The organism is Staphylococcus hominis subsp. hominis, from assembly GCF_002901845.1.
GTDB lineage: Bacteria > Bacillota > Bacilli > Staphylococcales > Staphylococcaceae > Staphylococcus > Staphylococcus hominis.
The window spans coordinates 359661-384304 of sequence record NZ_PPQE01000025.1; the positions used below are offsets into that span (position 1 = coordinate 359661).

Below are 24644 nucleotides of genomic sequence, written 5' to 3' on the forward strand. Positions count from 1 at the left end.
TCAACGTGAAATATTTCTCTAAATTGATTAAGCAATTATAATACGATGAATAACGAAAAATGTTACAATATTTTAATGAGTAAAAAAAAGATAATGAAAGAAGTGAAATGAATGGCTGCTAACCTAATGGAAGACAAAATTTTGGAATCTATATATGAAAGCAATAAAAACTGGGTTTCTGTTGAAGTCGTGTTAAATAAATCTTTAACACCAAGTGAATTATTTAATTTAACTGAAAAACAAGCTGGAGATCGATTTTATTTGCGATTAAACGATAATATGTCTTCATTTTTCGGCTATCATGCAATTCAAAGGTTTAAGAATAACTTTGAAAATAAACAATCTATCTTTCGGGAATGGGAAAAATTTAAAAATGATGTAGAACTAATTCATGTTAATACGCAAAAGCATCACCTTAAAATAGTAGGGGGATTCCAATTTTCAAATCATAAATCTGATGATGAGTGGCGTGAATTTGGGATTAATCATTTTGTGGTACCTGAAGTACTTATTTCTTCAGTTAACAATCAAACCATTTTGACATATACAGTTGAAAAAGCCCAATTTGAAATGGAAAAATTAAATCAAATGATTAATTATTTCGAAAATGCTCAAGTTGATACGACAGAACGAGAGACAGCTTTAGGCAATGTAACACGCATGGAAGATATTTATGTTGATGAATGGAAAGATCTTGTAAGTCATACGATTGAACAACTTGATAAAGATAAAAAAGTAGTACTTGCGAGACGTCGCTTAATTAAGTTTGATAAGCCAATTAGTATTCCTTATGTACTTAATCGTGCGTTAAACAATGAGAAAAATAGTTACTTATTTATCCTAGAGTCTAACCAATCTGTATTCTTTTCTCAAACACCAGAACAATTATTAAAAGTTGAGGACGGTATATTATCTACGAAGGCTGTAGCAGGAACAATTCCTCGAACACAAGATGCTGAAAAAGATGAAAAAAATATTCAAGCATTTTTACAAGACAGTAAAAATCTAGGTGAACATCAATTTGTCGTTAGCAGCATTTTAAATGATATTAAGCCTTATGTAGAAAATGTAGAGTACAATCAAAAACCTAATATTTTAAAAAACGATCATATGTATCATTTGTATACTGAAATAAAAGGAACATTATTGAATCATTCGTATATTAGTTTAATTGATGAGTTGCATCCTACACCTGCCTTAGGGGGTTATCCTAAGAAAGAAGCAGTTGACTATATTGAAAAAAATGAATTTGGTACACGAGGATTATATGGGTCTCCAGTTGGATATATTGACGTAGATGATGATTGTGAATTTATTGTGGCTATTCGTTCTATGTTAATTAAACAAAATCAAACTACTTTGTTTGCAGGTTGTGGTATTGTAAAAGATTCTAATGCTGAAAGTGAAGTTGAAGAAACGTCGGTGAAATTTTCACCAATGATGAATGCTTTAGGAGTAGTGAATAAGAATGAATCATAAAGAAGCTTTAACTAAACAAGTTTATACATTTGCATCAGAGTTATATGCCTATGGTGTGCGAGAAGTCGTTATTAGTCCGGGCTCACGTTCGACTCCTTTAGCGATTGCATTTGAAGCGCATCCAAATATTAAAACTTGGATACATCCTGATGAACGTAGCGCAGCTTTTTTTGCCTTAGGATTAATTAAAGGGAGCGAACGCCCAGTTGCGATTTTATGTACTTCTGGAACAGCGGCTGCTAATTACACGCCAGCTATAGCTGAAAGTCAAATCAGCCGTATACCGCTTATAGTATTGACTAGCGATCGTCCACATGAACTTAGAAGTGTAGGTGCACCACAAGCGATTAACCAAGTCAATATGTTTGCAAATTATATTAACTTCCAATTTGATATGCCTGTAGCTGATGGCAGTCAAGAAATGCTCAATACTATCAATTATCAAATGCAAATTGCAAGTCAATATTTATATGGCCCACACCGTGGTCCAATACATTTTAATTTGCCATTTAGAGAACCGTTAACACCAGATCTTGAAATGACTGAGAATTTAAAATCTGAACATAAAATATTGCCTCATTATCAAAAAAATATAGATATACAAGATATAAAAAATATATTAAAAGATAAGAAAGGCCTGATTATTGTAGGGGACATGCAGCACCAAGCAGTCGATCAAATTTTAACTTACGCTACAATTCATGACTTACCAATTCTTGCAGATCCACTTAGTCAATTACGTAAGTATAATCATCCTAATGTCATTACAACATATGATTTATTATACCGTTCTCATTTAAATATTGATGCTGATTTTATTATACGTGTAGGTAAACCAGTTATTTCTAAAAAATTAAATCAATGGCTTACACGCACAAATGCATTTCAAATATTAGTTCAAAATAATGATAAAATTGATGTATTTCCAACACCACCACACATCTCATATGAAATATCAGCAAATGATTTCTTCAGAAGTTTAGTGAATGAACCAACAGTAAACCGTAAGGATTGGATTGAACGTTGGCAGTCAATAGAAGCACAATCTCGTAAAGCAATCACTCAACATATGTCTCAAGCGACAGATGAATCAGCATTTGTAAGTACACTGATTCAAAAACTCACTAAAGATGATGCATTATTTGTAAGTAATAGTATGCCTATTCGTGATGTAGATAATTTATTATTTGATAGTGAAGTAGAAGTGTATGCTAATCGAGGTGCAAATGGTATTGATGGCGTTATTTCTACTGCTTTAGGTATGGCAGTACATAAAAAAGTGACATTACTGATTGGAGATTTAGCTTTTTATCATGATATGAATGGATTATTAATGGCTAAATTAAACGATATTCATATTAATGTTGTTATACTTAACAACGATGGTGGAGGGATATTTTCTTATTTGCCTCAAAAAACAGCAGCAGAGCAATACTTTGAACGTCTATTTGGTACACCAACTGGACTAAATTTTGAGTACACTGCCATGTTATATGACTTTTCATTTAAACGTTTAAATAATATTACCGATTTTTCTCAAGTATCTTTTTCAACTATGAATTCATATATATACGAAATTCTTACAAATCGTGAAGATAACTTAGAACAACATCAACTTTTATATAAGAAATTGAGTGAGATTTTAAATGTTACATTATAATTTTTATAAGTCTGAGCATCCAAGCAATCAATTATTAATTTTACTTCATGGTTTTATTAGTGACAGTCAAACTTATATGAATCATATAGAGGCGTTTCTTACTCAATGTAATGTTTTAACTATTGATTTACCTGGACATGGCAAAGATGACTCACCTACAGATCAAATATGGGACTTTCCGTATATAACGGAACAAATAAATCGAGTTTTATCTCAATTTGAGAAATATAAATTCAGTTTATTAGGGTATTCAATGGGTGGGCGTGTAGCACTCTACTATGCAATACATGGTCAATATGAAATCAAACAATTAATATTAGAAAGTACATCACCAGGCATTGCTAACGAAGCTTTACGTAAAGAACGACAGGCTATCGATCAAGCACGTGGACGTGTATTAGAAATAGCTGGAATTGAAGTATTTGTAAATGATTGGGAAAAACTCCCTTTATTTCAAACACAATATCTATTAGATGATAATAAAAAAAAGGCAATGCGTCGTATGCGACTTGCGCAGAATCCCAATAAGTTAGCGAAAGCTTTAAGAGATTATGGGACTGGACATATGCCTAATTTATGGGGAGATATTAAGCGTATAAAAAGTGATTGTCTTATTTTAGCAGGAGAATTAGATGAAAAATTCGTTAATACTGCTAAAAAAATGGCACAAGAAATTAAAAACTATCAAATCCATATTTTTAAAAATGTAGGTCACACAATTCATGTGGAAGATGAAGCGGAATTTGATACAATAGTATTAGGTTTTTTAAAGGAGGAGCAAAATGACTAGACAGTGGGAAACACTAAAAGAATATGATGAAATTAAATATGAATTCTTCGAAGGAATTGCAAAAGTAACAATTAACCGTCCAGAAGTACGTAATGCATTTACACCTAAAACAGTAGCTGAAATGATTGATGCATTTACTAGAGCACGTGATGATCAAAATGTTTCTGTTATTATCTTAACAGGTGAAGGCGATAAAGCGTTTTGTTCAGGCGGAGATCAAAAGAAACGTGGACATGGCGGTTATGTTGGTGAAGACCAAATTCCTCGTTTAAATGTATTGGATTTACAACGTTTAATTCGTGTTATTCCTAAACCAGTTATTGCAATGGTTAGAGGTTATGCAATTGGTGGAGGTAACGTATTAAATGTAGTATGTGACTTAACAATTGCTGCAGATAATGCAATCTTTGGTCAAACTGGACCTAAAGTAGGGTCATTTGATGCTGGTTATGGTTCAGGATACTTAGCTCGTATCGTAGGCCACAAAAAGGCACGTGAAATTTGGTACTTATGTCGTCAATATAATGCTCAAGAGGCATTAGAAATGGGCTTAGTTAATACTGTAGTACCTTTAGATAAAGTAGAAGATGAAACAGTTGCTTGGTGTAAAGATATTATGAAACATTCACCAACAGCATTACGTTTCTTAAAAGCTGCAATGAATGCAGATACAGATGGTTTAGCTGGTTTACAACAAATGGCTGGAGATGCTACATTACTGTATTACACTACTGATGAAGCAAAAGAAGGTCGTGACGCATTTAAAGAAAAACGCGATCCTGATTTTGATCAATTCCCTAAATTCCCATAAACAATAGTAATAAAAAAACGCAAAATTGACTTAGTCAATCTTGCGTTTTTTTAATTATCTAACACATTAGGATAGTGTTCTTTTAAATATAATTCTAAACGGCGCATACCTTCTTTTAAGACGTTCATTTCATAAGCATAAGAAATACGAATATAGCCTTTTCCTATATCTGTAAAAGAAGATCCTGGTACCATCGCAACATGTGCCTCTTCCAGTACATTGACACAAAAGTCAAAATCATTATTAGTAAATCGTTTAATACTTGGGAAAATATAAAATGCACCTTCAGGTTGAGCTTCAAGTTCGAATCCTAGCGATAACAATTTAGCTTTTAAATAATCACGTCGTTCAATATAAGCTTCGTTCATATATTTTGGTGCTTCTAAGCCCTCATTTAATGCAGTGATACAAGCAATTTGAGCAGGAACATTAGCACAAATACAGTTATATGCATGCATGAAAGTTAATTTTTCAATTAAATATTCAGGACCGATTAAAAAACCGATACGGATGCCTGTAGCTGAATGCGATTTACTTAAGCCACCAATGAGTAATAGTTGATCACGTATCTCTTCATATTCTGCAAAAGAAGTATGTGTTCCTGTAAACGTATTTTCAGCGTAGATTTCATCACTGATAATAAATATTTCTTTAGTTTTTAAATAATGTACAAGGGCTTCAACTTCTGAGCGCTCTAATATAACACCAGTTGGATTAGTAGGATAATTTAATAAAATTGCTTTAGTTTGATCAGTAAAGTAAGCTTCAATTAGCTCAGGTGTTACCTTAAAGTCAGAATGTGTGGTATCAATATAAATAGGTTTACCACCTAAAGTTTCAACTAATGGGATATATCCAGCATAAATAGGACCAGGGATTAAAATTTCATCTCCAGGTTCGATTATACTTCTTAGCGATGTATCTAACGCTTCACTTGCACCGTTTGTAACAATAATTTCTTCTTCGCTATAAAGAAATCCATATCTACGTTTAAAATATTGACTAATCGCTTGACGCGTTTCAGTAAGGCCTTTGTTATGTGAATAACTTGTTTTATCTTCGCTTATTGCATTAATATATGCTTGCTTAACCACATCAGGCATTGGAAAATCAGGTTGGCCAATAGTTAAATTAACGCAGTCGTCAATATTTTTTATTCGACTTGAAAACTGTCGGATACTTGGCGCTCTTAAAAACTTAGAATTTGAATTTAAAGTTAATTTCATATTTACACCTCTAAATATAATCATTCAAAGTATTATGACCTCATTACTTTGAAATAGAATATAATTATCATATCATATTTTTATTTATAATATTTAATTAATAAAATCTCACTTTCTCTTAATTTAAATAGAAAAATTAGAAATCGTGTATAATGAATAGATAATACCATATTATTAAAATGAATTTAGTCAATTTATTGAATAGTATTGTCTAATTATAAAATTAACTTTATAATATAAACAATTACTAGAGTGGAGTAGAACAGCTATGTATAATCAACTAGAAAAACTTATTACCCTAACAAATAATGATCTTAATTTAGTAAATAGACGCTTTGGCCAACGGACTGATATAACAAATGACCAACTGGAATTATTAAGAATTCTTTATAACTATGATCGATTATCACAATATGATTTAACAATGAAAATTAGTAGAGAGCAATCCATTGTATCTCGTTGGATAAAGAAATTAGTTCATAAAGGTTATATTACAAGTCAACAGTCACATGAAGATTTACGTTGTAAGGATTTATGTTTAACAACTGAAGCTAGAGATTTAATTAAACAAATCAATATAGCAAGATGTGAATTAATCGAAGCGAGATGTCAATGTTTAACAGAAGAGGAAATCAATAATTTGAATCATCTTTTAAATAAACTTAATAGTCGTCATCTTTATATCTAACATAGCACCCATCTTATTGTTCTTTATAACATAGCACAATAAGATGGGTGTTTGTATTAAATATAAAATTTAGAGCAAAAAAGAATCTGAGACAGAAATAAGTGTCTCAGATTCTTTTACATATGGGCAGGCGATAACTGAATTGAAACTGAATTCAGTCTAACTCCCAAGTATTATTATTGATTAAATACTGGTATTTCAAAATATTTACCAACTGAATTAATTTGATCATATAAGTATTTTAAACTTTTAGCATTCAAATTTGCCCAATTAATATCAGTAGCATATTGATGTGTACCAGGTTGATCAGGGTTCCAACGCATTTTATAAAGTGTATTTTGACCAGATTTAATATAATCTTGAGCAATAAATTTAGCTCCATCAATAATAGCTTTAGAAATACTATTCCAGCCAGATTGTTTTGCGTAATTAATTCCATTTACAAGTGGTGCATAATCATAAGCTCCAATACCATATACATTATAATATTTAATAGGGGAATTAGAAACGACTTGATTATTAACCAAATTTGCACCTTTAGCAAGTTTAGATTGGCCATTACCCGTTTCAAGTAAGGCATGAGCAATTAAGTAAATTTCATTAACACCTGTCAATTTTGCAGCATTAGCAAATGCTTGACCTTGGTTTTCTAACATTCCCTTACCTTTAAGTAGTCGATTTAAACGATCTACAGATAATAATTGTGGACGATCTAAACGTAAAAATTGATATTTTAAAGCTGGATTTTTTGCAAGTGTTTTCGCGTTCATCGCATTTTTAATTTCACTATACGTTGCATTTGACCAACCGCTATTATTACGTTGAACTTGTGGTGGTGCACCGTAAACATTTTGTTGAATTTTAGTGACCTCATCAAGTGTTCTATAGTTTTTAGATAGTTTAACTAATTGTTGTTGTAAATCGCTTTTCTTAATCCATACTGATTTACCATTACTTAATTTACCATAATACCAAGTGATACCATTTACTACTTTTCGTTTTGTAATTTGAAAAATTTGTTCATTAAATGGCTTGAGTGAGTACGCTTTAGCTGAAGTAGGGTCGTCATAGTAAAAACTATTACCATTAGTTATAACTAAATCATCGTTATAGTCTTCTGCTGTATCGAAAGATGAAGCGTTTGTTAAATCTTTTAATGCAATCCAACCTGTTTGATTATTAACTGTACCGTATAAATACGTTTTACCATCAACAATTGTCGATTTAGAAGCCTTGAAAGTTTGATTAGCAATGTTGTTTTTATCTAATCGTTGTTGATTAGTGCCCCAAGCAATCGTATATAAGCCATTATTATTTTGGTTGACAGTATAAGTACCTTTCACTTTTTGTTCTTCATCTAAATTTTTAATATTTAAGTCTTTAACATTATACCAACCTAATGGAGTATTTCCAGAAGTACTAGATAATAAAACATATGTATGATCATCTAATTTTTTTTCTTTAGTTACAACATATGTTTTGTTAGCATATTGTTTTGCATGCTTACCACTTGCATCGTAAATACTTGAACGTATACCATCATTGGTTGAATTTACTTGAGCAATTTTTGAAACAGTTTGAACACTACTTGTTTTTTGACTCGTTTTTACAGTTTGAACATCGTCTGATAAAATCCAGCCCCAAACATTATTAATAACACCGTGAAGATACGTATTTGAGCCTACTTTTAAAGCGTCTATCGATTTTAGAACATCTCCCTTTGAAGGAACTGTTGCTTTAATTTGAGACGAACTGCCCCAAGGTGTTTCATATATATTACTATTCCCTTTGATATTGTATTTTTTAATACCATCATTTATAGGTGTTGTAGTTTGAATATTAATTTCTGATGAAGGAATCCAACCGTGTGATTGATTACCATTAAAGTCAGAAATCAAATAAAAGTTTTTGTTATTTAATGTCGCTTTTTTAGTTACACGATAAGTATTACCGTTAATAGAAGGATTTATTTTTCCAGATGAGTCATATACTGTTGTGTAAGCACCATTATTTTTTTTAGCTACTTGTCCTAAAGTGTTATTTAATTGAGAAACATTAAGTATATTAGTTGTATCCGCTTTGTTTTGAATATCATTTAAATAATATTTACTTACCCAACCAGTTAAACCATTTACTGAACCATATACATATGTTGATTTACCTACTTGTTGTGATGCACTCGCTTTAAATGGAGATTGATTTGATTTAGATACTGTTCCAGCAATTTGATTATAATTACCCCATGGAACAGTGTATAGTGTCGTTCCAGGTTTAATAGTATAAGATTTATTTACTTTCGCTTTAGGAGTAATAGTATTATAAATCGTTTCATTTTGTTTAACCCATCCATATAATTTTCCACTATTATAATCGGATACTAGGTAATATTTGTCTTTATCAAGCTGTGCAGATTTTGTAACTGCTAAAGTATTATGAACCTGATTCGTCGTTTTCCCCTTAGAATCATATACAGTAGTATAAAGACCGCTATTATCTGATTTAATTTGAGCTAAGCCATTATTAGATGTTACTGTTAATTTTTTATTATTTATACTTGGTTTAGTAGTAGGAGTTGAATTATTTGTAGATGTTGTACCCCATGGTGCAACTTTGCCCATTTTAATTAAATATTTTTCGTTAATTAAATCATATAATTCATCATAACTATAATTATGATTACTCAAGTAGGCATGTGGATCAGCGTGATCTGTACCTCCAAGATAACGACTAATAGCATAATGAGTCCATACTGTTCCTTTAGCATCATATTCAGCACTATCTGGTTTTAATCCATAATATTGTAATTGTGTAGCAGCGTAATCTGCATAGTTATTCATTGAACGTGCAAATGAAGCATAATCATGTGTATGAACTATTTCAACATTAATAAAACGATTATTCCCATATGGTCCAGCTCCCCAAGATAAATAATCAGTAGGAGCAGTTTCAATAATACGGTTTCCATCTACAAATGCATGTACAAACGCATTTGTATAATTATTTCTCATATAATTAATTTCGCCTTCAATCGTTGAATTGTCATTTGCAGTATCATGCACGACGATGCCTTCAGGTTTTCCTACTCCATTTCGATATCCATATTTAGGGAAGTAAGATGTATAATGTTCTTCAATCGAAGGAGCTTTCAAATTATTTGAGCGAATATAATTATTAATTGAAGATTTAACTTGCGGTACATATTTTGGTAGTGAAGACGTAGTTGAATATGTACTTACTGTAGCTGGACCACCTTTTCCACCAATACCTTTATGAACTGATGATGTAGAGTCAGAAACAGATGCATCATTTGATTGAGTTGAAGTTGTAGCTTTATTATTAACATGAGTGTTATTTAAAGCTGTACTGTATGCACGTACTTTTAAAGTATTATGCATTGGTGAAGTTTGAGTATTATTCTTTTTAAGCGTAGTATCTTCATTGTTAACTGTAGTGTTATCTGATGTATTTGATAAATTTTTAGACGTACTGTCACTTTCTGTAGTAGAAGATAATGATACTTTATTATTGTCATTATTTGTCGTTGTAGCATTATTATCTACTTTTTGTTGTTTATTATTAACGACAGTAGTGCTTGATTGCGCTTTTGATATGCTATTGTTTTGATTTTCTACGTTATTTAATGTTGTTTTAGGCTCATCTGTATTTAACTTATGTGTATTTGAAACTTGAGCGCTTTCATTATGAGTTGATGGTGTTTCAGTAGTTATACGATTTGAATTTAATTTATGATTAGAATCTTCTGATGTAACTAATTTAGTTGAATCAGTTGAAGTAGTAGAGGTAGTAGCTACTTCATTATTATTATGTTTTGTATTATCAGATTGATCATTTGATATTGTATCACTGTTTTTAACTGTATCATTAGTATTAGAACGCGTTGAGTTATTTTGAGATGACGCTGATTGATTTAAGTTATCTAATTTGGCATCATATGTGTATGTATTATATGTATTATTAGTAGTATTTGATTTTACTAATGTAGGGTCTTGGTAAGTTTGCACTCCAGAAATATTTTGTGCTGCATTACTGACTTGATGTTTAGCTACATTGGCATTTTCAATATTTTGTTGATCATCGATTACATTATTAGCAGCGTTTTGTTTGTTTTCAGAGGCTTCAGCATGATGTGTAGTAAATGCTGCACCAAATAAAGTAAGGGCGATCATTGATGGGAATTTAAAGCTAAATTTTTTCGACATAATAGTTGCTCCTTTTTTAATTTACTTTTTTATTATAACGTCAAGAAAAGTAAGAGTAATTATTTTTAACTCATTTGTAAACTAAATTTAATTTTGTTCTTATAAATATCTAGCTGTTGTCATTGAAATTCAAGTATCGAAAAATATCATTTAAATTATTTTATACATTTTAATATGAGCAATATTTTCTTCTTGAAAAGGAAGACCAATACTAATATAACCTAGTTTTTCATAGAATGGTTTAGCTTGTAGTTGTGCGTTTAAAATAAGTTTATGATGATGTTTTTGTTTTCCAATACTTTCAATCGTGTTCATTAATGTTTTACCAAACCCTTTATTGCGATAAGGTTTTAAAATTGCTACACGTTCTACTTTTATACCATCTTCATATGGACGAAATCGTGCACAAGCAAATGGATGATCGTTGTAATATCCAATAATATGAGTAGAAGTATTTTCAAATATATCTAATTCGCTTTCTAATGGAACCCCTTGCTCTTCTACAAAAACTGACTTTCTAATTTCAAAACAATCAGAAAGCATAGATTGATTAATTACTTCTTTAAACATGTGACATTTACCTACTTTCTTAAATTAAATAAATTCAATCATTTTATATTATTTAGATATAGAAAAAGAAAAACTCCTTTTACTAAAAAGTAAAAAGGAGTAATAAATTATAATGCTTCTTGGCGAACAATTGCGCAATATTGCCAAAAGATCCTTAATTGTGCGATGTTCCAGTTATTCATCCCCATAGTGAAACCTGAAGGTCTAAAAAGATTAACGTCTGTAACCTCTAAAGCGGCTGCAATTAAATATTGCAAAGGAATACTAATGCTTTGCATTGTTTCCGTAATTCCATTTTCATCATATACCCAAGAAAAGGGTAAATCAGATTCAAATACATCTACTTTATTAAAAATTTCAGGTAAAGCAACAATGTAACAAGCGCCATTTACAATTGGATTCACTGAATTCTCACCATAGTATACTAATAATGCCTCATAGTTTTCACGATGTTCATGATTAACATAAAAGAATTCACTTCTGAATAAAGCCATGTCTTGACTATGAATAATTTGTTGTTCTAATACGTTAAACATGCCGTTAATATTAGCAATTTTTTCATATGTTTTGCGTGACATTCTACGTACTCCTCTCAAATTAATATAATTGATTTATTTCATTTTGATTGTTGAAGTCGTTTGAGTTGTCTGAATTGTTGCTATTGACTTGATTACTCATTTGATTTTGTTGATCCATAGTACTATCAGATGGATTTTGTTCTGATTGTGATTGCGTAGAAGGGTTAGTACCATTACTCTGAATAGAGTTTTCATCTGTTGTGGTATCTTTTTGATTATTTTCTAAAAGAAACGAATCAATAGGTGTTAACGGTACTAGATTGCCATAATAATTAATGACTCTTTCATCCAATAAATCATTCTTATCTGTTATTTTAGATAGTCCTAAATCAGAACGCAATAAATTTGAATATTTTAATATACTCTTAATGCTAGGGTTATAATAGTAGATACCATTTAAATAATCATTGTCACCTTTAAGTTGAGACTTTTTAAAGTCTATATTATCAGATAAATAAATTGAAGCTATAGATTTAATTTCTTCTGTTGTTAGGTTATGTTTAGCATTTTTACCTACTATTTGAACGAGTTCATCTAGTCTGTCATATGAATCTAAATTTTTTGCTTTCTGAAATAAAATTTTGATTAAATCCATTTGTCTCTCGCCACGTTTTAAATCTGAATCGTGATGACGCGTGCGTGCTACAGCCAAAGCTTCATCACCATTTAATTTGTGATACCCTTTTTTAACCTTGATTCTTCCAGTATCATCTGTGTTAGGTTCATCTAAATCATAAGGTACATCGTAATAAATACCACCTAATTTATCTACCGCTTGAACAAAGGCATCCATATTAATTCGAACATAATAGTCGACAGGGATATTAAGTGTGGCTTCAACAGTATCCATAGCAGCAATAGGACCTCCATAGGCATGTGCGTGTGTGATTTTATCGTAATAACCTACTTTAGGAATATAACTGATTGTATCACGAGGAATACTTAATAAACGGATTTGCTGTTTATTGGGATTAAGTGTTGCTAAAATCATTGAATCAGTTCTTGAATGTTCAGTTGTTTGACCATTTTTACGTCTACCTTCATTATCGTCTATCCCAAGAAACAATATTGAGATAGCGTTTTTAGAAGGATTCATTTTGCTATTTCTTAAAGTAGAATGACGTTTTGCATCAGATTTATTATATGAAGATTGCAAAGCATTCTCAGAATGATGATATAAATTGACAATAAAAATGACAGGAACAACAATAAGTAATAATGTTAATAGCATCATAAAATATTTTAAACAACGATTCATAATTATGTGCTCCTATACGTATTTATTAAAAAAATAAGTTAATAATTTAATCATACCATTTTAATATAAAAGAATAATAATTATTACTCCCATAGCCATAAATTGTATTACTAATTGGCTAAAATTACAACTCAATTTTAATATAAAAAGATAATGTTTAAAAACTTTTATTTACGGTGAAACAGGCTTGAAAAACTTACTTTATCGGCCTAAGGAATGATGAAAAAAATAGTTGGAGTAAGATATATTAAAGATGATACTTTAGTAAAAATAATATATAATATAATTTATTGAAAGAATAATAATTTAATAAAATAACGTAGAGTTAATCGTTTTTATTAAATTGTAATGAGGCAGCGAATGAAAAAAAGAATAGAAATAATAACATTAACCATAGTTTTAATCATCTTAGTAACATTATTCATCATATTCTTAATGAAAGTATATAAAACAAATCATAAAGATACAGAATATAACAAAGTAAATGATAATAAAACGTATTTACAAAAAAGAGATTATCGTGTATCGAAAGTGCCACATTTAAAGACAATTGAAGTCGAAGAACCACATATCAAAAATATTGATGAATATTTAAAAGCAATTCATTTTAATGGGGCAGTTACAGTTCTTGAAAATGGTAAATTAAAGTTGAATAAAGGATACGGTTATCAAAATTTTCAGCATAAAACTAAAAACTCACCAAATACGATGTATTTAATTGGTTCCGCACAGAAATTTACAACTGGATTAATTCTAAAAAAATTAGAAAATGAAAATAAAGTGAATATAAATGATCCTGTCACTAAATATTTACCTTGGTTTAAAACGACAAAAAATATAACTTTAAAAGATCTAATGTTACATAGAAGTGGACTATATAAATTTGAAGCTTCTCCTAAAACTAAAAGTCTTGATGGTGCAGTACATGCAATACAAGCAAGGGGAATTGATGAAAAATTTTATCATAAACACTTATATAATGATGCTAATTACTTAGTGCTTGCTCAAGTAATAGAAGTAGTTACACATAAATCCTATGCTGCAAATTATTATGATGATTTAGCACAACCATTTAGTTTACAACATAGTGCTTTCTTTAATGAAAAACCATATAAAAAACATATGGCTACTGGATATAAAATGATTGACGGTAAATTAACTGCTATGAAACCAAATATATTAGATCAATATTATGGAGCGGGTAATTTATATATGACAACATATGATATGGCTCATTTAGTAAATAATTTTAAAAATAATAATATTTTTAGTGAATCAGTGTCAATACCACTGACTCAGCAATTAGGAACAACAGCATATCCTGAATCTTATCGATACGGATTTTATGTTACACCGCAGTATAACAGAATTAATGGTGTGTTTTATGGACAAATATTTACTGTTTACTTCAATCAACATTATGTCATCGTACTTGCTTCAAATATAGGTGATAATTCTAAAGTAACAAATGAAAAGCGAATCTCATATATTTATCATAAAATACTAAATCAACACTCTTATTATCAATAAGAGTAAAATTAAAGGTCGGAACATTAATTGTTTCGACCTTTAATTTTTTAAAGTATTTAAAAATATTGTTTTATAATGTTCATTTATGCTTGATACGACTACGGAACAATTAGGATAGGAAGATTCAAAATCAACTACAGTAGCACCACGAGTCAGTGCCCCTTGTAATTCAATTTGTACATCTGCTTCTTTAATTTCGTAACTCTTAGGATCAAGTAAATAAAGAATCGTAAATGCATCATATAATTTTATTCCTTCTTTAAAATCTTCACCACGGTAGTGTTGGAAAATATGATACAACATTTGTGTCGTTTTGTTTTCATCCGTAAGAGTGTCTAAATAAGAATGAGTAAATAATGATTGGCGCGCTAAATCTAATCCAATCATCGTTAGAGGCAAACCAGCATTAAAAACGATATGGGCTGCTTCAGGATCACAATAAATATTAAACTCAGCAAGGGGAGTAACATTACCTCTTCCAGTACTACCACCCATCATAATAATTTCTTTAACATAGTTTTTGCATTCAGGATACGTATTAAAAAGTAGTGCTATATTTGTTAAAGGGCCTAAAGTTACAAGAGTAATAGGTTCATTAGAATGACTTAATATCTCATTCATAGCTTCTATAGCATGAGAAGATGCTAAATCTGAAGTAGAAATTGTAGGGAATTGATAGCCATCCATACCACTTTCTCCATGAATATGACTAGCATCTTGTATTTCACTTATTAATGGTTGAGAAGCTCCTCTATGTATAGGGACCTCACTATTGAAAAAGGCTTTTAATTTTAAAGCATTCGCTGTGGTTTTCTCAACACCTACATTTCCATTTACAGTAGAAATCATTTTGACATCAAATTTTGTATGAGATAATGCAAGAGCGATTGCTGCTGCATCATCTATACCTGGATCAGTATCAATAATAATAGGTAATGACATGAATACCCCTCCAAAGATTTTTACTTTTTCTTATATCTATCATACACAAAGAAGTCATTAATATAAACAAAACAAAAAGCCTGTACAAGTTAAAAAACTCGTACAGGCTTTTTAAGTAAGGTAGAAATTGAATTATAAGTGACTAGAATGGCCACCTTGCATAACCCAATAAGTACCAATAACTGTGATTAAAGTAATAATAATCGCAAAGATAACTTTGGCAGATTGTAAACGTCCATCTTTACCTTCAGTTAAGTGCATGAACATTAATAATTGTAATGCAGCTTGGATGAAAGCAAAACCAAAGATAATTGTTGTTTTAGCATGGAATGTCATGTTTGTGTATAGAGTTACAAAAACTGCTAATAACGTTAAAACGATTGAAGCAATAAAGCCAACTGTATGTTTTACGATTGTATTCATCCGCTATACACCATCCCTATCATATATACGGCAGTAAAGATGAAGATCCATACAACATCTAAGAAGTGCCAGTATAAACTTACTATAAATAATTTTGGAGCATTAAATTTATTTAATCCACGTGTTGCAACTTGGATTAATAAACAAATAATCCAAACGATACCTAACGAAACATGGGCACCATGTGTACCTAATAAGATGAAGAAACTTGACCAATAAGAGCCAACTTTAGGTGTTACACCTTCAGAAGCATAATGTGCAAATTCATAAATTTCGAATCCGACAAATATTAAGCCAAGGATTACTGTTAAAATCATCCAAAACATCATTTTGCCTTTTTCTTCTTTACGTAAGTAGTAAATTGCAATACCACAAGTATAAGAACTGATTAATAAGGCAAATGTCATAATTAGGACAAGTGGTAATTCAAACAATTCAGTTGTCATTTTACCACCGTAACTGCCCCCATGTTGCAACGTTAATAACGTTGCAAATAGGGTACCGAATAATGCAAATTCGGCTGTAAGGAAAATCCAGAAGCCAAGCTTATTCAATTGACCTTCATGCGTACGTGAATCAATAGTGTTTGTATCATGACTCATGACCTACAGCCTCCCTTTCTTTAATACGTGCTTCTCTTAAACGTGCTTCGTTTTCAGCAACTTCAGAAGCTGGAATATGATAACCGTGATCTTGTACAAAACTTTGATAAATCATAGTTCCGAAGATACCAGCTACACAAATTAGGAATGGAATGATAGATTGGAAGATTAAGAAGAAACCACCAACTAACATGAATATACCCATAAATACACCAGTATGCGTGTTATTAGGCATATGAATGTCTTTGTAGTTATGGTTGTCTAAGAAATGACGACCATGTTCTTTCATATCAACAAATGTATCATAGTCATTCCAATCTGGAGTGATTGCGAAGTTGTATTTAGGTGGAATAGCTGAAGCTGTTGACCACTCTAAAGTACGACCTAAACCATCCCAGTTATCTCCAGTTGCTTCACGTGGAGATTTAATGTGGCTGTAGATAATGCTTACTACTAAGAATAGGAAGCCGACTGCCATCATTAATGCACCGATAGTTGAAATGAAGTTTAATAACCACCAACCATCAGATGGCATATAAGTGTATAAACGACGTGGCATACCGTCTAATCCAAGAATGAATTGTGGTAAGAAACATACATTAAATCCAATCATGAATAACCAGAATGCCCATTTATTTAATTTTTCATTTAATTTATAACCCATCATCTTAGGATACCAGAAGATTAAACCAGCTAGGCAGGCAAATACTACACCGGTAACCAATGTATAGTGGAAATGAGCTATTAAGAAATAAGTGTTGTGATATTGATAGTCAGCTGATGCCATTGCTAACATTACACCAGTAACCCCACCTAATAAGAAGTTAGGGATAAAGGCTAATGAGAATAACATTGGTGATTCAAAAGTAATACGTCCTTTATATAATGTTAATAACCAGTTAAATAATTTAACTCCGGTAGGTACACCGATTAACATCGTTGAGATTGAGAAGAATGAGTTAATTAAAGCACCATTACCCATTGTGAAGAAATGGTGAACCCAAACTAAGAAACTTAAGAACGCGATACCAGCAGTTGCCCACACCATACTTTGGTGACCGAATAAACGTTTACGAGCAAATGTTGGAATAATTTCTGAATAAATACCAAATGCAGGCAAGATAACAATATAAACTTCAGGGTGCCCCCATACCCAGAAGAAGTTTGCCCATAACATTGGCATACCGCCATCTGCTACTGTAAAGAAATGAGTTCCGAATACTCTATCAGCTGTCATTAAAGCAAGAACAACTGTGAATACTGGGAATGCTAAAATTATGATTAATGTCGTAATAAAAGTAGTTACAGTAAACATAGGCATTTGCATAAATTTCATAGTAGGCGTTTTACATCTAAGTATTGTTACAAAGAAGTTAATACCTGTCATTAAAGTACCGATACCTGAAATTTGAATTGCTACTAAGTAGTAGTTAACTCCTGGACCAGGACTAAATTCTCCTGCTAGTGGAGCATAGTTTGTCCAACCAGCTGCTGGTGATCCACCTACGATAAATGATAGGTTAAATAAAATCATACCAACAAAGAATAACCAGAAACTGATGTTGTTCATTACAGGGAATGCCACATCACGAGCCCCAATTTGTAATGGAACAACAACATTCCATAATCCAAAAATGAATGGCATAGCCATAAAGATAATCATAATAACGCCGTGCGTACTAAAAATTTCATTATAGTGATTTGATTCCAAGAAAGTATTATCAGGAATAGCTAATTGAGTACGAAGTAATAACGCATCAATACCACCACGAACGAACATTAATACTGCACTAATTAAGTACATTAAACCGATTTTTTTATGGTCTACGGATGTGAACCATTCTTTGTATAGATATTTCCATAACTTGAAATAAGTAATTACCGCAATTAAACCAATAATTAGGAATGGCGCGCCGATTTGTGCCATTGTAATCATCCAGTTACTTTTAACGAGTAATTGATCCCATGGAAAATTCATTAATGTTCACCTCCATGATCATTATCTGCTTTAGACGCATTCTCGTCTTTAGCTCCTTTATTGATTTTTTCCATTTCCTTAGCGTTGTGAGTTTCTTCATCTTTAAACTCACTATCGTAAGGGTCATTGTTGCCTAAAATCATTGGCTTCATACCATGACGAGGATAGTTGACATTAGTAACTGTTACCTTACGAGCTGGTTTTTGAGGTTTATCTGTTACATCTTTATAAAGATCTTTTTCAGCAACGAAGTTAGGATCTTTTTGAGTATAGTTGTAACGTTTATATGCATAGAAGATATACTCTGGATCAGCTGCAGGATCGACGAATGCCATGTGAGTACCATTAAATGTTAATTCTTTATTTGGAGTACTTGGTAAGAGTTGTTTATCAAACTCATCTTGGCTAATAGTTTTTTTACTTTTAGCATCTTTAACCCAAGCATCGAAATCTTTTTGGTCTACAGAGTGAACTTTAAATGTTTGGCGAGAGAAACCTTCACCATTAAAGTTAGAGTTACGTCCTCTGAATGTACCAGTTTGATCGGCTTTTAAAGTCCAATTCATTGTCATGCCAGTCATGGCATATTTTTGACCACCTAATTGAGGAATCCAGAAACTAGTCATTGTATCCATAGATTGTAATTTAAATACAACTGGACGGTTTTTAGGAATAGTTAATGTATTCACTGTTTCAACCTTTTGTTCTGGATAAGCAAAGAACCATTTATATCCGGCACTAACTGCATAGACAACTAGTGGGTCTTCTTTACTTTCAGGTGGTTTCTCGTAATCGTATAATGTTTTAACTGTTGGAATAGCTAAAGCAATTACGATTAAGATTGGTACCACAAACCAAATTGTTTCAATTAAAGAATTGTGGTGCATCTTACCAGATTCGTCATTTTTATTGTAACTATACTTGAAAATAAAAACAGCGAACATAGTAAGTACAACAGCAACAATAACAAGCATGAAGATGATTGAGTAAATAATCAAGAACTTCTGACTACTTGCTACTGGCCCTTTTGCATTAAACACTTCTAAGTTTGAACAACCACTAAGTAAAATTAGTGTGCCAAACATAAGAAGCAACGACTTAAATTTTGACACTTTTTTGACCTCCTAATACTACAAATGTAGGGCTTACCATTAATTTTAGTTTATTACGCGATATTTACAAGACCTTATTAGAAAAAAATTACAATAATAAATAGGAAAAAACTAGTAACAATAGGAATGACGGGGAATGGAAGGTTTGTTAAAATTATGTGTCTATTCTGTGAAAAATGTCAAAAATAGAAAATCAGTCGTTACATTTGAGAAACATTATCAATTCTAGCGTTTACAATAGAAATTAAATAAAAAAGACAAGATGTTTATCTCGTCTTTTTCAGAAAATTGACACATTTATTTAACTTTTATGTAACGTGTTGATGATTCTTCGGCTCCCTCTGAGTCGATGACATTATATCTTACTTCATATGTACCTACTTTTGACGTATCTAAGTGACCATCAACTGTAATTTTATGTGTTAAATCGCCATCTTCTTTATCGTAGGCGCTAATTCCATTTAATACATTATAATCTTGACCTTTTTCAATAACAATATCATTTACTCCTTTAAGCTGTGGAGTATGATTTGTAGTAGCTTCTGCACTTAAATTTGGGGTCACAAGAGTAGCAGAGACACCGAGAGCTGAAAGAGATTGTATGAGTTTATTCATTACGTTAACCTCCGAATATAATAAGTCATTTGAATAATTTAACTATACTTTAATTTCTGATTTTTAACATCATACTATAGTCTTAATATAGCTTATTCAAGATTAAATTTAAATGAACTTAAGATAAATAAATATTAAATTTATGTAAAATGAAAGTTCTGTGAATTTAAAAAAACTATATTACATTATAATAAGTATCGTACTAAAATATATTTGTGGGAAATAACTATATTTTACACATATTATTTTAAGTAGGAGTGGATTTGCATGTTAACAGAACAAGAAAAAGGAATTGTAAAAGAAACTGTTCCAGTATTACAAGAAAGAGGAACAGAGATTACGTCTTATTTTTACAATAGAATGTTCCAACAACATCCAGAGTTAAAAAATATGTTTAACCAAACTAACCAACAAAAAGGATTCCAATCTACTGCTTTAGCTCAAAGTGTATTAGCAGCTGCAGTTAATATTGAGCATTTAGAAAATATTTTGCCAGTTGTTAAAGAAATTGCATATAAACATTGTGCGTTACAAGTACCACCAGCTGGATACGATATCGTAGGTGAAAACTTAATTGAAGCAATTAAAGCCGTTTTAGGATTAGAAGATAGTCATCCTATTATTCAAACTTGGAAAAAAGCATATCAAGAAATTGCTGATGTATTTATTCAAGTTGAAAAAGATATTTATAGTAAAATGTTATGGGAAGGTTTCCAACCATTTAAAATTGAAAAAATTGAACAACTTTCATCTGATATTAAAGCCTTTACGGTAGTATCAGATCAATATGATTTAAGTCAATTTACACCAGGAGAATATATTACAGTTGATGTAAGCAGTGAAAAAATGCCTTATCGTGCAAAACGTCACTATTCAATTGTTAGTGGTGATAACAATCATTTAACTTTTGCTGTCAAACGTGATGTATCTACAGACCATGAAGGTGAAGTTTCAACTATTTTACATGATGAATTAAAAGAAGGAAATGATATTAACTTATCAGCTCCAGTAGGTCCATTTGGTGTGGTTAATCAAGAACAACCACAATTGTTTATTGGTGCGGGTATTGGTGTCACACCACTTGTTTCAATGTTTGATGAAGTAGCTGAAAATGGAAGTCATGCACAGTTTATTCAAGTAACTGGAGACGTTAATGATACACCATTCACTTCTCATTTAAGAGATATTTCAAAACGCTACGACAAAGCGAAATATGAGTTATATGATAGACAAGCTAAAGGTTATTTAACTAAAGAAACGCTTGAAAATTATGTGAATAATGATAGTGAAGTATATGTTTGTGGAAGTGCTAAATTTATTCAATCAGTGATTGAAGTATTAAAAGAAATAGGCATAAGCCAAGAACATATTCATTATGAAACATTTGTTCCAAAATTAAGTGTGTCAGTATAAATGTAATATATTATTAAAAAAAGAGCGGCATAATTAATGTAAAATTATGTCGCTCACTTTTTTTATAATAAACGCTTGAATTTAAATTATTCAATGCCTCTACGCATTTTTTCAGCTAATAATGTATTATTTAAAACCATAGTAATGGTTAAAGGACCTACACCGCCTGGTACTGGAGTAATAGCACCCGCAATTTCTTTTACTTCTTCAAATTCCACATCACCTTTTAGTTTACCATTTTCATCAGGAGTATTACCTACATCTACAATTACTGCGCCTTCTTTTACATCGTCTTTAGTAACTAATCCAGGTTTACCTACTGCACTGACGATTACATCTGCATTTTTTAAATGACTATGCATATCTTTAGTACGTGAATGTAAGATCGTTACTGTCGCATTTGCTTGTAATAATAACTTAGATACGGGTTGACCCACAATATGACTTCGACCAATTACGACAGCATTTTTACCTTCTAGATCAATATCTGCATGTTTTAAAATTTCCATAATTCCTAATGGCGTACAAGGGACAAACGTCTGTTCATCAATGTATAATTTACCAATGTTTGATGGATGGAAACCATCAACGTCTTTTTCTGGATTAATTGCCTCTAAAATTTTTTGTTCGCTAACCTGTTTAGGTAGAGGTACTTGGACTAAAATGCCACTTACCGAATCATCATTATTTAAACGATCTAGTTCTTTTAATACATCTTCTTCAGAAGTGTCTTCAGCTAAATGGATAATTTCAGATATCATCCCTATTTTTTCAGCAGCTTTCTTTTTAGAATTAACATAGCTTTGACTTGCGCCATCATTCCCAACTAAAATAACGGATAATTTTGGTGTATATCCCTTTGCTTTTAAAGTTTGAACTTGGTCTTGCAACCCTTGTCTATAATCTTTTGCAATATGTTTCCCATCTAAAATTTTTGCAACCACAAAAAATTCCTCCTTGTTTATTAAATATCTGTCTATAGATTAACTTTAAAGGTATAAAAACGTCAAATTTTAACTAGAAAACGTAAATTAAGTTAAAAAACACGAATAAAGTTCGATTTTTGATTGAAATTAAATTTTATACTTGGTATGCTATACGTGTAATATACAACTAATAAGATTTATATTTTAAACTTTGAAAGGGTGTACAAAGTGAAAGTAGCAGTCATTATGGGTAGTTCCTCAGACTGGAAGATTATGCAAGAAAGTTGTGCAATGTTAGAACAATTTGAAATACCATATGAAAAGAAAGTAGTGTCAGCACATCGTACGCCAAAATTAATGTTTGATTTTGCAAGTGAAGCACGTACAAATGGTTATGACGTTATTATTGCTGGCGCTGGTGGTGCAGCACATTTACCTGGAATGGTTGCTTCAATGACAACGTTACCTGTTATCGGTGTACCTATTGAATCTAAAAGTTTAAAAGGACTAGATTCACTATTATCTATTGTTCAAATGCCCGGTGGAATTCCTGTTGCTACAACGGCAATCGGTAAATCTGGAGCTAAAAATGCTGGTATTTTAGCAGCGAGAATTTTAAGTATTGGAAATGACTCAGTTCGTAAACATCTTGAACAATATGAACAATCTTTAGTAGATAAGGTAGGCGAAATGCAAGATGAACTTCAATAGATTAAAGTTCGGAGCAACGATTGGTATTATTGGTGGAGGGCAATTAGGTAAGATGATGGCACAATCTGCCCAAAAAATGGGTTTTAATGTAGCGTGTTTAGATCCTAATCCAGATAGTCCATGTAAATCAGTAGCAGATGTTTTTATCACAGCAGAGTATGATGATGAAGAAGCCTTAAATAAATTGGGTCAACAATCAGATGTGATTACTTATGAATTTGAAAATATATCTGCTCAACAGCTTAAGCAACTAACTCAACAATTTAACATTCCCCAAAGTTATCAAGCAATTGAATTATTACAAGATCGTTTAACTGAAAAACAAACATTAGAATCTGCAGGTACAAAAATTGTTCCTTATGTATCTTTAAAAGATGAAAAAGATTTGAATCAAGCAATTGAAACATTAAGTTATCCATTTATCGTAAAAACACGTTTTGGTGGATATGATGGTAAAGGGCAAATTTTAGTGAAAAATGATTCCAATATTGAAGAAGCTAAAGCGCTTGTTTCAAAACATGAATGTGTGGCAGAAAAATTTTTAGATCTCGATCGAGAAGTATCTTTAACTGTAACGATTGGTAATCAAAATCAAATTGCTTATTTCCCACTCCAAGAAAATGAGCATCGTAATCAAATACTATTTAAAACTATTATTCCAGCTAGATGCGATAAAGAACAAGAAGCGAGAAAAGAAGTAAATAAAATAATTGAAAAAGTTCACTTTGTTGGTACTTTTACCGTGGAATTCTTTATTGATAAATCAAATCACTTATATGTAAATGAGATTGCACCGAGACCACATAACTCTGGACATTATACGATTGAAGCATGTGATTATTCTCAATTTGATACACACATTTTAGCAGTAACTGGTCAAGATTTACCTCAAGAGATAGAAATTTTAAAACCAGCAGTGATGATGAATTTATTAGGACGCGATTTAGACTTATTAGAAGATAAATTTGGAGATCATCCTGAATGGCATGTCCACATCTATGGAAAAACAGAACGAAAACCAGATAGAAAAATGGGACATATGACCATTCTTACAAATAATGTTAATGAAACTGAAAATGAAATGTTGAAACAATTTAAAGGGAGAGAATAAT

At 31.3% G+C, this 24644-nt stretch carries 21 protein-coding genes; 9 read left to right on the top strand and 12 right to left on the bottom strand.

The annotated features are described in order from the left end of the window. Nucleotides 1–111 precede the first annotated feature (111 nt). Genes CD034_RS03405 through menB form a run of 4 tightly spaced genes read left to right on the top strand, consistent with a single transcriptional unit; the run spans nt 112 to nt 4740 of the window. Complete coding sequence (locus CD034_RS03405) at nt 112–1479, top strand: isochorismate synthase (protein ID WP_002455515.1); 1368 nt, start codon at nt 112–114, stop codon at nt 1477–1479. After that, entirely contained in the window at nt 1469–3139 is a 1671-nt protein-coding gene (gene menD / locus CD034_RS03410; protein ID WP_002448153.1) for a 2-succinyl-5-enolpyruvyl-6-hydroxy-3-cyclohexene-1-carboxylic-acid synthase, read from the top strand. Before CD034_RS03405 ends, menD begins: the two co-directional genes overlap by 11 nt. After that, a complete protein-coding gene (gene menH, locus CD034_RS03415) occupies nt 3126–3929 on the top strand; it encodes a 2-succinyl-6-hydroxy-2,4-cyclohexadiene-1-carboxylate synthase (protein WP_002455514.1) in 804 nt (267 codons plus the stop codon). Before menD ends, menH begins: the two co-directional genes overlap by 14 nt. Continuing rightward, on the top strand, nt 3922–4740 hold the full coding sequence (gene menB / locus CD034_RS03420) for a 1,4-dihydroxy-2-naphthoyl-CoA synthase (RefSeq protein WP_002448062.1): 819 nt from the start codon (nt 3922–3924) through the stop codon (nt 4738–4740). Before menH ends, menB begins: the two co-directional genes overlap by 8 nt. A gap of 50 nt (nt 4741–4790) precedes the next feature. Here the strand turns inward: menB and CD034_RS03425 are convergent, their stop codons facing one another. Then, nucleotides 4791–5966, bottom strand: a complete 1176-nt coding sequence (locus tag CD034_RS03425) for an aminotransferase class I/II-fold pyridoxal phosphate-dependent enzyme (RefSeq protein WP_002448207.1) — start codon at nt 5964–5966, stop codon at nt 4791–4793. Nucleotides 5967–6234: 268 nt separating this feature from the next. Here CD034_RS03425 and CD034_RS03430 point away from each other — a divergent pair, with 268 nt between their 5' ends. Further along, a complete protein-coding gene (locus CD034_RS03430) occupies nt 6235–6654 on the top strand; it encodes a MarR family transcriptional regulator (protein ID WP_002448073.1) in 420 nt (139 codons plus the stop codon). A gap of 176 nt (nt 6655–6830) precedes the next feature. On the opposite strand, the gene CD034_RS03435 is transcribed toward CD034_RS03430, so the two are convergent. The 4 genes from CD034_RS03435 to CD034_RS03450 form a co-directional block, all read right to left on the bottom strand. Continuing rightward, nucleotides 6831–10874, bottom strand: a complete 4044-nt coding sequence (locus CD034_RS03435; RefSeq protein ID WP_103288146.1) for a glucosaminidase domain-containing protein — start codon at nt 10872–10874, stop codon at nt 6831–6833. Nucleotides 10875–11024: 150 nt separating this feature from the next. Next, the gene (locus CD034_RS03440; RefSeq protein WP_002448255.1) at nt 11025–11444 is read right to left on the bottom strand and encodes a GNAT family N-acetyltransferase; all 420 of its coding nucleotides are present in this window, start codon (nt 11442–11444) and stop codon (nt 11025–11027) included. Nucleotides 11445–11551: 107 nt separating this feature from the next. Further along, nucleotides 11552–12022, bottom strand: a complete 471-nt coding sequence (locus tag CD034_RS03445) for a DUF2538 family protein (protein ID WP_002448219.1) — start codon at nt 12020–12022, stop codon at nt 11552–11554. A 19-nt stretch (nt 12023–12041) separates the two neighbouring features. Next, a complete protein-coding gene (locus tag CD034_RS03450; protein WP_077700409.1) occupies nt 12042–13280 on the bottom strand; it encodes an LCP family protein in 1239 nt (412 codons plus the stop codon). A 360-nt stretch (nt 13281–13640) separates the two neighbouring features. Here CD034_RS03450 and CD034_RS03455 point away from each other — a divergent pair, with 360 nt between their 5' ends. Next, nucleotides 13641–14810, top strand: coding sequence for a serine hydrolase domain-containing protein (locus CD034_RS03455; RefSeq protein WP_077700410.1), 1170 nt, complete (start codon nt 13641–13643; stop codon nt 14808–14810). A 39-nt stretch (nt 14811–14849) separates the two neighbouring features. On the opposite strand, the gene rihC is transcribed toward CD034_RS03455, so the two are convergent. The 6 genes from rihC to CD034_RS03485 form a co-directional block, all read right to left on the bottom strand. After that, entirely contained in the window at nt 14850–15752 is a 903-nt protein-coding gene (gene rihC / locus CD034_RS03460) for a ribonucleoside hydrolase RihC (RefSeq protein WP_077700411.1), read from the bottom strand. Between the two features lie 132 nt (nt 15753–15884). Then, entirely contained in the window at nt 15885–16175 is a 291-nt protein-coding gene (gene qoxD, locus CD034_RS03465) for a cytochrome aa3 quinol oxidase subunit IV (RefSeq protein WP_002448242.1), read from the bottom strand. Further along, nucleotides 16172–16777 (bottom strand): cytochrome aa3 quinol oxidase subunit III, encoded by a 606-nt coding sequence (gene qoxC, locus CD034_RS03470; protein ID WP_002448120.1) that lies wholly within the window; start codon nt 16775–16777, stop codon nt 16172–16174. The genes qoxD and qoxC overlap by 4 nt, the downstream gene beginning before the upstream one ends. Beyond that, nucleotides 16767–18755 carry a cytochrome aa3 quinol oxidase subunit I gene (gene qoxB / locus CD034_RS03475; protein ID WP_002448206.1) on the bottom strand — a complete coding sequence of 663 codons (1989 nt, stop codon included), beginning with the start codon at nt 18753–18755 and terminating at the stop codon, nt 16767–16769. The genes qoxC and qoxB overlap by 11 nt, the downstream gene beginning before the upstream one ends. Next, a complete protein-coding gene (gene qoxA, locus CD034_RS03480; RefSeq protein WP_002455508.1) occupies nt 18755–19867 on the bottom strand; it encodes a cytochrome aa3 quinol oxidase subunit II in 1113 nt (370 codons plus the stop codon). The genes qoxB and qoxA overlap by 1 nt, the downstream gene beginning before the upstream one ends. A gap of 297 nt (nt 19868–20164) precedes the next feature. Then, a complete protein-coding gene (locus CD034_RS03485) occupies nt 20165–20482 on the bottom strand; it encodes a DUF5011 domain-containing protein (protein ID WP_002448176.1) in 318 nt (105 codons plus the stop codon). 267 nt (nt 20483–20749) lie between these two features. Between CD034_RS03485 and CD034_RS03490 the strand changes: the two genes are divergently transcribed. After that, the gene (locus tag CD034_RS03490; RefSeq protein WP_002448258.1) at nt 20750–21895 is read left to right on the top strand and encodes a globin domain-containing protein; all 1146 of its coding nucleotides are present in this window, start codon (nt 20750–20752) and stop codon (nt 21893–21895) included. Between the two features lie 86 nt (nt 21896–21981). Here CD034_RS03490 and folD read toward each other — a convergent pair whose 3' ends face one another. Beyond that, nucleotides 21982–22839, bottom strand: coding sequence for a bifunctional methylenetetrahydrofolate dehydrogenase/methenyltetrahydrofolate cyclohydrolase FolD (folD, locus tag CD034_RS03495; protein ID WP_002448150.1), 858 nt, complete (start codon nt 22837–22839; stop codon nt 21982–21984). A gap of 210 nt (nt 22840–23049) precedes the next feature. Between folD and purE the strand changes: the two genes are divergently transcribed. Together purE and purK are read left to right on the top strand one after the other, a co-directional pair. Continuing rightward, nucleotides 23050–23532 carry a 5-(carboxyamino)imidazole ribonucleotide mutase gene (purE, locus tag CD034_RS03500; RefSeq protein WP_002448044.1) on the top strand — a complete coding sequence of 161 codons (483 nt, stop codon included), beginning with the start codon at nt 23050–23052 and terminating at the stop codon, nt 23530–23532. Next, nucleotides 23519–24643, top strand: coding sequence for a 5-(carboxyamino)imidazole ribonucleotide synthase (gene purK, locus CD034_RS03505; protein ID WP_002455507.1), 1125 nt, complete (start codon nt 23519–23521; stop codon nt 24641–24643). Before purE ends, purK begins: the two co-directional genes overlap by 14 nt. The last annotated feature ends 1 nt before the right edge of the window (nt 24644 follow it).